Genomic DNA, 9,611 nt, shown 5'->3' with positions numbered 1-9,611 from the left:
AGGGGTAAGGCTTATCTATTTTTTGATAGGCAGTATTAAAATTACTGATGAACTATTCGTAAATACAGGCGTTATTAAATTTGATGATGGGCCATTTATATTGATTATCCCATTATGAAATTATAAAAATTGTTATTTTGATGGTTATAAATATTGATTTTCTGTTTTATTGTTAATGCTATCGTGGATGATGCTAGATTATTTCTAATTGAATTATTTAAATGAATCATTGAGATAATTAATGTATATTCCGTGTTTTTTATTAAGTGAATATGGCGTGGGAATAGTTGATTAATGGTGAATGGGTAAAATAAAAATAATGTAACATTATTAAGTTACGGCACTTTTTATGTCAGTTGTATCGAGTGCTAAAGAAAGAGAATGTAATATAGAGGTTGTAGAGTGAAAAGAACCTATTTGTCTTTAGCTATATCTGCGTTTGTTTTCGGTATTTCAGGCATGTCTGTTGCTGATCCTATTTCTGGTATTTTTGGTGATAAATTTTTTGATTATTCCCGTGATGATGGTGGGATACCTCATTTTAAAAATATCCCTTCAGATACGGTATTTGATAATAAATCAATGCTATATCTGCATGATTCAGAAGAAATAAAAAATGTAACATTGAATCAGGACTCAACATTGAAAATAGATGGAGGTGGGACTGCTATTAACACGATTGTTAATCAGGATTCGGTGATATTTCTTATTAAATCTAAATTAAACACGCCGGGGGCCCCAACCGTTCAGGATACCATTATTAATCCTGGAGGATATCTTAATATGGAAGCACACGCTGTATCAAAAGGGGGGCTCTATGTAGCCAAAGATGCAGTATTAACGATTGACAATGTTGATGGGAATTTTGTCAACGTGAAGTTCAATACACCCGTACCAGCAGCTAATGTTTCAATTGAAAATTTGAAATTAGCGGGACTCGTAGATATTACTCCAACATGGAATGAAGATGATGGAGAAGATGGTGATGCCCCATTCCCTGATAAGCCTGGGCCATATTTAGTGACGCAGATCCATAATCTTGAAATGCTGCCAGGTAGTAAAATAACGATGTATGGGTATGAGTCAGGGGCACAATATAATAAATTGGAGATAAATAGCTTATCAGGCACAGGTAATTTTGAATTATCTACCAGTCTTGCTGATAATATTGGTGATCTGATTTATGTAACAGGCCATGCGTCTGGTAATTTTGGCATCTTAGTCCAAGATAGAGGGCGGGAAATTGTTCACACAGAAAATATCCGTCTTGTATATATCAATGCAGGTGATGCTCAGTTTGATTTACTGAACAAAGATGGCATTGTAGATATTGGTATTCATAAATATCGTTATCGGTTAGAGAGTAAAAAAGATGGCGAACATACGGAATGGTATCTGGTAAATGAGAAAAAAGAGCTGCCTCAGAAACCAAAAAAAGATCCGACAGAAATGACTAATCCGACTAAGACTGATAATAAGAGTACACTTGTTCCAATTGGTTTTAGTTCCAGTGCCCGAAATATAATGAGCATGTCTGCTTCTTCACAACATATTCTGAACACTGAGTTAAATACTTTACACCAGCGGCAGGGCAATTTGCGTAGCAGTGATGGTGAAATGGAGGTTTGGGTACGCCATCTTAGCGATAATAGCCGCCTGAATACTCATCACTATGCCGCATTTAAAAATACCATGAATGGGCTGCAAATCGGGGTAGGTAAACAATTTGAGCTGGAAAGAGGTAAATTATTAACAGGTGCCTTCACGTCATACAGCAAATCTAATGTTAAATTCAATATCGGTGGTAATGGCGATGTTGAGAGTTACAGTAGTGGTCTGTATGCGACCTATCTGGATCAATCAGGTTTGTATTTTGATACAGTGCTGAAAGGTAATCGTCTGAAAAACCAAATTAGAACCAGAATGAATAGCGGTGATATCGGACGGGCTGATTATAATCAGAGTGCTTTCACTGCTTCATTGGAAACGGGCTATACCTTGCCAATATCTCAACGTGTTACTTTTGATCCCTATGTAAGAGTCAGTTATTCTCACATCAGCAGTGCTGATTATACACTCAGTAATGGTATGCAGACTGACATTCACGGAACAAATAGCTTACAAAGTGAAGCCGGTGCACGTTTTGGTACTCATCTGACATTAGGTAGTATGGAGATTATGCCATATGCTAAGTTGGCTGTTTCCCATGAATTTAGTGGCAGCAATAAAGTCAATATTAACAAAGTGACTTTTGATAATAATTACTCCGGTAATACCGGTAAATATGGTTTGGGTATAAATACTAATGTGAATAAAAATATCTCTGTTTACGCTGAGGCAAATTACCTTCATGGCAATAAAATCGAAACTCCGATACATACAACAGCAGGATTTAAGGTATTGTTCTAAGCATTAAATAGTTTTTGTCAGGAAAGTAGTTCAAGCTTAGTGCATTCTTTTGTCAGTTATGCTTGAACTACCTATTGTAACTTACGGGATTATCGCAAATGAACGTACCGGGAACCCTGTTGCCTTTTCTGGTTTAGCGACAATATTGAAAATAATCGCGCCACGAGTAGGAACCTTGTCTAAATTTTTCATGATTTCTATTTGATACGTATCCTGTGCTAAAACGTAATGCTCGCCGAGGAACCCATTATTATTTCTGGCATCTTTCGAGGAGTCAGTATCAAATGTTTCGTGCCCGATGGCTTTTATTTTCCTTTCCTCAAACAGAAACTTGAGTGCATCTAATCCCCAGCCGGGTGTCTGATTATTTCCGTTAATATCTTTATTTTCCATTTTTTCCTGAGAAGGCCAGCGTTTACTCCAGTCTGTTCTTAATGCAACAAAAGTATCAGCTTCAATAATGCCATGCTCGGCTTCAAAACAAAGAATATCTTCTTTGGACAACGAAAAATCGGGTTCTTTTTCTGCCCGTTCTGATTTGTCAATAACTATTAATGGTAATACTAGTTCTTTTAATTCAATCCCATTCAGGAAACGACCATCAGGAATAAAATGGCAGGGAGCATCAATATGCGTGCCATATTGCCCGACAAAAGTAAATTGTTGGGTGAAAAAGCCATCCTGATAACTAAATAATGTTTTAATTTGAGCAGGGGGAAACATAGAAAAATGAGGAGAATGTTGATCAAAGCTGTGAGTCAGATCGATCCATTTTTTAGATTTTAATAAAGTGAGTGCCTGTAAAATATTATTCGTCATAAAAACCTCATCTTTTTTAATTTTTTGAGGATGACAGGTGATATATTCAATCGTCGGTGACTGGGGCAGCCACCGAGATTCGTTTGTTAGTGGATATTAATAACTTTTTGGGGTGATATCAACATAGGTGGGATCGGAAAAAGAACATTCCTCTTCAGAAATAATCGATGAAGCAATAATAATCACCGGTGATTTATTCTTGTCAATATAAGGAATGGTAACTTCTATTGTCTGGGAATAAAGTTCGCCCCAGGCTGAATAAGTTATCGGTAACTTATTTTTTTCCAGAAGGTGTCTGTTAATTAATATTGAATTTGCCTGATGCTTATCCAGTTGGTTATTTTTCCTGACTGCGGCGTTTATAACCTGATAAGCTGCCCACGATTCTGTCGTAGCGCAGTAATCTAAATTTTCATTTGTCGAAGCGATGCCTATCGCTGGGATAAATAACATAGTAAAAGTGAGAAATTTTTTCATATCATTCCATTGAATATATTATTTTAAATAATAATAAAATTTGATTGTTCTTCCGTATTCTTCTTGCAAGAAACAGCCGTTATTATCATCTTTGAGTTAATTTTTTGTGTTGAAAATGTTTGTGTTTTTATATTGATTGTTTGCAAATTATGCATAAAATATAATGCCGAATCAGGATCCCCGAAAAAGGGATGGTGACTAAATGACACCACCTGAAATAAGATCAATAAACGATACCACTCATTATTATTATATTAATAAAATATTATGGTGCCGCTGTTATTTTTATGTTTTCTCTGTCGTAGGCGTTAACTCCATTTCATAATCACTGACAGGGAATTGCCCATAAGTATCATGCAATAATTGTTTGCAGCTTTCCTGTTTAATCAGGTCGCTGAGTTCATCTAAGCGTTTTTGTAATAACCGCTTAGTTTCATTTTCATTATCCAAGACAGTCTGCAAAATTTTGGTTAATTTCTGCTGCAATGAAATAGGCGCATCTGAATCTTCTGATATTAAGGTAACCACTTCTACTGCTTTCAGATAGGTGATTTCCATATCGACAAGTACATCCCATTTTTCATTTTTAGCTAAATCAAGCATCTGCTCACTTAAACTAAGGATCTGCTGGTAAGCTGACAAAAGATCCAGATCATTTTTCATCAAACAATATCCTGACTGGCGTTGTAATGAGGACCTATCTGCCGCCAAGAATCTGAAATCTCGGTAAGTAAATCAATCACTTCGGTAATAGCCTTCTCATCGTTGCGTAAATTAGCATGGAGTAAACGACGACTCATATAATCATATAAAGCAGAAAGATTCTGAGCAATCTCTCCGCCTTTTTCGAAATCAAGTCCTTCTTTCAGACCATTATCAATGATATTTATCGCCTTTGAAATAGCTAAACCTTTTTCCGGGATATTTCCCTGTTGCATCAGAATAATTGCACGACGTAGGGCGCTGAGCGCCCCATTGAACAATATCTGAATCAACTGATAGGGAGAAGCATTCATAATTTCGCTCTCAAGATCTACCTGAGCGTATAACTGGCTTGCCGAACGTTGATACATATTATCCTTTAATTATCTTAAAAGCTGGAATAGGGATGAACTTGTGTTATTCAGGGAATTCATCAGTTTATCCAATTCTGTGAATTGACGTTTATAACGCTCCATTGTGGCATCAATAGTGTCATTTGTCCGCTCCACTTGTTTCTCAAGGGTTTTAAGACTTTTATTAATGCCTTCGGTTGCGGTTGCGATAGTCCCTTCATGGCTATCCAACGTTTTCTTTAATAGGTTGTAAGTCTGGGTTGCAAAGCCGGTTTTTTCACCATCGCCCATAAAGAAAGCCTTAACGTTGGCCGGTTTCTCTTTCAGGTTCTTTTCCAGTTTATCTTTATTGATTTCCAGTGTGCCATCCAATTTCTGTTTAATACCCAATTTATTTAAGGTAGCGATATCAGCAACATTCTGGGCGGCAAATAATTGGTGTCTTAATTGGTTCTGGATATTTTTCAGTGTTCCGTCACCCAGCAAAGCACCATTATCTTTTGACGCCGCTTCACCTTTTCCGACCGCTTTGAATTTGGTCAGCGAATCAAAAGTAGACTGTAAGTCATTATAAGCATCAACCCACTTTTTAATTGCTTCCTGCATTGGTTCAATATCACGGGAAACAACCAGTGTTTCGGATTTGAACTGTTCTACTTCTTTCAGTTCGCCATCGTCCCCTTTAACTTTTACAGTTTCTTTTTCTGAAACTTTTTTCAGATTCAGGGTAATACCTTCCGGCGCATCTTTTATTTCGTTAGTCTGGCGCTCAATTTTGACACCATTAACGTGTAATATTGCATTTTTTGCGGGAACTTTTTCTTGCATTACACCTGTGCGATTTTTATCGCTTGGTGGGTATTCCAGCAATTCGTTCAGTTTATTATCACCTTCGACCTTGATTTTCATCATCGATTTTGTACCCGCTTTTTTAGCGGTCAGAATCAGATAATTATTTTTATCGTCGGCTTTAATAATGCTGGCGTTAACATTACCTTCCTGCTTATTAATTGCATCACGGATCTCAACCAGAGAAGTTTGCTCATCGGTCAGAGCAATCTTCATGAGTTCTGTTTTACCGTCTTTACCTTCCTGCTCAATAACGATAGTACGACTTGTTGCCGAAGTTTCTCCCAACTGTTCTTTTACACTGGGAACAGATGCGGTTTGCAAAGATTGCGCTACGGCAAGCTGCTCAACTTCAATCTTATAGTTACCCGGGCTGGCTTTGGAATCCGTGCTTGGAGTAAATAATTTATGGTCTTCGCTTGTTTTAGTTGTATTAAGCTTATCGAATTTTTTTAGTTCTTCCGAAGCGGTCTGAAGTTTTTCCAGACTGCCTTTTAATGTGCCAAAACCGGTCAGCTTTGCTTTATAGCTTGTTTGTTGCTGTGCTAATGGTTCTAAACGTTTTCTTTCTGCTGCCTGAAGTTTATCCAGCAAAGAACCCAAATCCATCCCGGACCCGGCCCCTAATGAGGAAATGCTAGCCATATTGACTCCTTTATTTGTAAAGCATCACTGGAGTTGTTATCGGATTAATTTGCGAAAAGTTTACTGAGAAAACGATTTTTTTGATGGATGGAATAGTTGATGAGAACAGGCGCTGTTTGGGTTATCGGTATATTCTTCGTCTTTCAGGCTGTTTATTTATTGGCTGCGCTCACTCCAGTCACCGATTTTATAAATATAGAGTTACCTATGCTCCTGGAGATTAATGAAAGACTCCTGCTTTTCTTCACCGTAGGCCAGCCTTTGGCCTGGCGAATTCGTTTCTTTGCAGCCACGATGTAACTTGAAATCCATAGGAGATACAAGGAGTAAGAAAAAAATGAAAAACTTTTTTCAAGAAATATTAAAGGTTCTTTTTAAGTAGCCGATAAAACTGTTGGCGGTGATGAACACCGTGAGCAAACAGGCTCAGACTAATTATATCGACTTGATTTTAAAAAGGAACTCTACTATGGCATCAGTAATCAATACTAACTATTCATCTCTGCTGGCTCAAAACAACCTGACCAAATCTCAGGGTACTTTAGGTTCTGCTATTGAGCGTCTGTCCTCTGGTTTACGTATTAACAGCGCGAAGGATGATGCTGCTGGTCAAGCGATTGCTAACCGTTTCACTGCTAACGTTAAAGGCCTGACTCAGGCTTCCCGTAACGCAAACGACGGTATCTCTATTGCTCAGACTACAGAAGGTGCTCTGAACGAAATCAATAATAACCTGCAACGTATCCGCGAGCTGACTGTTCAAGCTAAAAATGGTAGCAACTCTTCAAGCGATACTAAATCAATCCAGGAAGAAGTTAAACAACGTTTAGATGAAATTGATCGTATCTCTGAACAAACCCAATTTAATGGTGTGAAAGTATTAAGCAAAGATAGCAAAATGTCTGTTCAGGTTGGTGCTCATGATGGTGAAACTATCGACATTGATCTGAAAAAAATCGATAGTAAAGTTTTGCAATTGAACGATCTGAAACTTCATGATCCTGCTTTCGGTGAGCAAATCACTACTGTTAAAGTTGATGATGCTACTTCTACTACTACTCCTAAGGCAAAAAAAGAGCAGGCTCTTGATACTAAGGCTGTCGCAGGTGCTACCGATGTTAAAGTATTCCAGAAAATGGGTGCAGATGGCAAAGCAGAAGATGGCAAGGTTATGCTTACCTACACGAAAGATGGTAAAAACTATACTGCTGAATCAACTATGACTGCAGCTGGTGTAGTTGCAAAACCTGCGGATGCTGCGGAAAAAGAAAGTGCTCCTTTGAAAGCTTTAGATAAGGCTTTGTCAACAGTAGACAGCCTGCGTAGCTCTTTAGGTGCAGTCCAAAACCGTCTGGAATCCACTGTTAACAACCTGAACAACACTGTTAACAACCTGAGCGCTGCTCGTAGCCGTATCGAAGACGCTGACTACGCGGTTGAAGTTTCTAACATGAGCCGTGGCCAGATCCTGCAACAAGCTGGTACTTCTGTTCTGGCTCAGGCGAACCAGGTTCCACAGACCGTTCTGTCTCTGCTGCGTTAATTTTTATTACCCAGCTAAGGGTTTATGCGGGGCAACCTGTATAACCCCTACATATAAAAAAGGGATCGGCTTGCCGATCCTTATTTTTTAAGTGCTATTTAAAGGGAATACCCTAAGTATTTCGCGTTGTATCGCGGCGGCAAGGGAGTGAACCCCTGAGCATAGATAAACTATGCGACTGGGGTGAGTGAGCGCAGCCAACAAAGAGACAGCGTGAAAGACGACGGGTATTGTCAGGGACAGCCTGAAACTTGCGACACAAGGCGGACAACAAAAATTTCGCATAGGTGAAAAAGAAGCGCTTTTACTTCATTGTTCAAACGATTGTACCCGTTAGGGGATTGGATAATGGTATCCAGTCTCTTATCCAAAGGTGTCTGTTGTTGTGAGCGATTTGTATACCGCCGAAGGCGTGATGGACAAAAATAGCCTCTGGAAGCGCTATGTACCACTGGTTCGCCATGAAGCACTGAGGCTACAGGTGAGGTTGCCTGCGAGTGTCGAGCTTGATGACCTGCTTCAGGCCGGTGGCATAGGGTTGCTGAATGCAGTGGAGCGTTACGATTCCCTACAGGGAACGGCGTTTACCACTTATGCAGTGCAGCGCATCAGAGGTGCAATGTTGGATGAGTTGAGGAGCCGTGATTGGGCGCCACGCAGTGTGCGACGCAATGCACGGGAAGTCACGCAAACCATCCGTAAACTTGAGCAAGAGTTAGGCCGTCCAGCCAGTGAGCAGGAAGTTGCTAAAGAATTAAAGATTAATCTGATAGAATATCGGCAAATACTGTTAGAAACCAATAACAGTCAGCTATTTTCTTATGACGAATGGCACGAAATTTACGGCGAAAGCTGTGAGCCAGTGATTGAGGAAGAGCATGAGACAAATCCTCTCCAACAGTTATTGGAAGGTGATCTCCGTCAGCGGGTTATCGATGTTATTGAGTCGTTACCTGAAAGGGAAAAAATGGTTCTGACGCTGTACTATCAGGAAGAACTGAATCTTAAAGAGATTGGCGCGGTGCTTAATGTGGGGGAATCTCGCGTGAGTCAGCTCCACAGCCAGGCAATAAAAAGGCTGCGGGCGCGTTTGAATCCAGAGAAGTAACTTTTTGCTTATTTGTTTTTTGTTAAGACTACACACAGGGCTTTATCTCTTATGTCTGTTACAACACAAAAGAAACGGCCTCTTAGCCGTTATATTAAGGACTATAAACATAGTCAGACTCATTGTTTGCATTGTCATAAGACTCTTGACCGTATTTCCCTTGTTTTTAACGGTCAGGTTATCAATAAAGAAGCAATTTCCGAGATGACCGAATTGGTTGATGACAAAACATGGAATGAGTTACAGGGTAAATTTGTAGCGCTGTGCCGCTTCTGTAGTGAAATTTATTGCAATAGCCAGACTGATTATTTCGACATTATGTCATTTAAACAGTATCTGTTTGAACAAACCGAGATGAGCCACAGCACAGTGCGTGAATACGTGGTTCGTCTGCGCAGATTGGATGAGTTACTGACCTCAGACAATTATCCTGAAGAAGAGTTTACACCAGAAAAAATTCAGGAAAAATTGAGTGAGAAGCTGTCCGAATCTGCTTTCAGTAATTACAATATCGCGCTGCGTAAATACGAACAATATCTGAGCTGGCAACAGAACGGGCATTGATTAATTCGGCAAAAACATAGCGTCTGTTTGGCTGAACAATTTGGTCAGTTTTAGAGGGGAATGTACAAATAGTGCATTCCCCTTTATTTTTAATAAATCATGTTTTATATGTCTATTTAGTTATAAATATATAACTAAATAG

10 protein-coding genes are annotated in these 9,611 nt (G+C 39.2%); 5 read left to right on the top strand and 5 right to left on the bottom strand.

Translation table 11 applies throughout. From position 1 onward, the window contains the following. Positions 1 to 402 precede the first annotated feature (402 nt). A complete protein-coding gene (locus tag AACS92_RS00940) occupies positions 403 to 2,409 on the top strand; it encodes an autotransporter outer membrane beta-barrel domain-containing protein (RefSeq protein WP_153044718.1) in 2,007 nt (668 codons plus the stop codon). Positions 2,410 to 2,490: 81 nt separating this feature from the next. On the opposite strand, the gene AACS92_RS00935 is transcribed toward AACS92_RS00940, so the two are convergent. From AACS92_RS00935 to fliD, 5 genes are all read right to left on the bottom strand, one after another. Beyond that, positions 2,491 to 3,228 (bottom strand): cyclase family protein, encoded by a 738-nt coding sequence (locus AACS92_RS00935; protein WP_099108242.1) that lies wholly within the window; start codon positions 3,226 to 3,228, stop codon positions 2,491 to 2,493. Between the two features lie 96 nt (positions 3,229 to 3,324). Continuing rightward, the gene (locus AACS92_RS00930; RefSeq protein WP_099108241.1) at positions 3,325 to 3,705 is read right to left on the bottom strand and encodes a hypothetical protein; all 381 of its coding nucleotides are present in this window, start codon (positions 3,703 to 3,705) and stop codon (positions 3,325 to 3,327) included. A 285-nt stretch (positions 3,706 to 3,990) separates the two neighbouring features. Then, positions 3,991 to 4,368, bottom strand: a complete 378-nt coding sequence (gene fliT, locus AACS92_RS00925) for a flagella biosynthesis regulatory protein FliT (RefSeq protein ID WP_099108240.1) — start codon at positions 4,366 to 4,368, stop codon at positions 3,991 to 3,993. Next, complete coding sequence (fliS, locus tag AACS92_RS00920) at positions 4,368 to 4,778, bottom strand: flagellar export chaperone FliS (RefSeq protein ID WP_086956342.1); 411 nt, start codon at positions 4,776 to 4,778, stop codon at positions 4,368 to 4,370. Before fliS ends, fliT begins: the two co-directional genes overlap by 1 nt. Positions 4,779 to 4,790: 12 nt before the next feature. After that, complete coding sequence (gene fliD / locus AACS92_RS00915) at positions 4,791 to 6,254, bottom strand: flagellar filament capping protein FliD (protein ID WP_099108239.1); 1,464 nt, start codon at positions 6,252 to 6,254, stop codon at positions 4,791 to 4,793. A gap of 99 nt (positions 6,255 to 6,353) precedes the next feature. Between fliD and AACS92_RS00910 the strand changes: the two genes are divergently transcribed. From AACS92_RS00910 to fliZ, 4 genes are all read left to right on the top strand, one after another. Further along, a complete protein-coding gene (locus AACS92_RS00910; RefSeq protein ID WP_099108238.1) occupies positions 6,354 to 6,554 on the top strand; it encodes a hypothetical protein in 201 nt (66 codons plus the stop codon). Between the two features lie 169 nt (positions 6,555 to 6,723). Beyond that, entirely contained in the window at positions 6,724 to 7,797 is a 1,074-nt protein-coding gene (locus AACS92_RS00905; protein WP_099108237.1) for a FliC/FljB family flagellin, read from the top strand. Between the two features lie 385 nt (positions 7,798 to 8,182). Next, positions 8,183 to 8,905 (top strand): RNA polymerase sigma factor FliA, encoded by a 723-nt coding sequence (locus AACS92_RS00900; protein WP_099108236.1) that lies wholly within the window; start codon positions 8,183 to 8,185, stop codon positions 8,903 to 8,905. Between the two features lie 51 nt (positions 8,906 to 8,956). Continuing rightward, a complete protein-coding gene (gene fliZ / locus AACS92_RS00895; RefSeq protein ID WP_086956345.1) occupies positions 8,957 to 9,469 on the top strand; it encodes a flagella biosynthesis regulatory protein FliZ in 513 nt (170 codons plus the stop codon). Positions 9,470 to 9,611: the final 142 nt, after the last annotated feature.

Origin of the sequence: Xenorhabdus sp. KJ12.1, from assembly GCF_963876495.1 — a bacterium.
GTDB lineage: Bacteria > Pseudomonadota > Gammaproteobacteria > Enterobacterales > Enterobacteriaceae > Xenorhabdus > Xenorhabdus stockiae.
Note: the sequence above shows the minus strand (reverse complement) of the source record. Positions and strands in the feature narration are given on the sequence as shown.

What these genes read in the sequence shown, in the direction of transcription:
- AACS92_RS00935 (WP_099108242.1), bottom strand. Translation starts at nt 3,228, where the DNA reads ATGACGAATAATATTTTACAGGCACTCACTTTATTAAAATCTAAAAAA.
- AACS92_RS00930 (WP_099108241.1), bottom strand. Translation starts at nt 3,705, where the DNA reads ATGAAAAAATTTCTCACTTTTACTATGTTATTTATCCCAGCGATAGGC.
- fliT (WP_099108240.1), bottom strand. Translation starts at nt 4,368, where the DNA reads ATGAAAAATGATCTGGATCTTTTGTCAGCTTACCAGCAGATCCTTAGT.
- fliS (WP_086956342.1), bottom strand. Translation starts at nt 4,778, where the DNA reads ATGTATCAACGTTCGGCAAGCCAGTTATACGCTCAGGTAGATCTTGAG.
- fliD (WP_099108239.1), bottom strand. Translation starts at nt 6,254, where the DNA reads ATGGCTAGCATTTCCTCATTAGGGGCCGGGTCCGGGATGGATTTGGGT.
- AACS92_RS00910 (WP_099108238.1), top strand. Translation starts at nt 6,354, where the DNA reads ATGAGAACAGGCGCTGTTTGGGTTATCGGTATATTCTTCGTCTTTCAG.
- AACS92_RS00905 (WP_099108237.1), top strand. Translation starts at nt 6,724, where the DNA reads ATGGCATCAGTAATCAATACTAACTATTCATCTCTGCTGGCTCAAAAC.
- fliZ (WP_086956345.1), top strand. Translation starts at nt 8,957, where the DNA reads ATGTCTGTTACAACACAAAAGAAACGGCCTCTTAGCCGTTATATTAAG.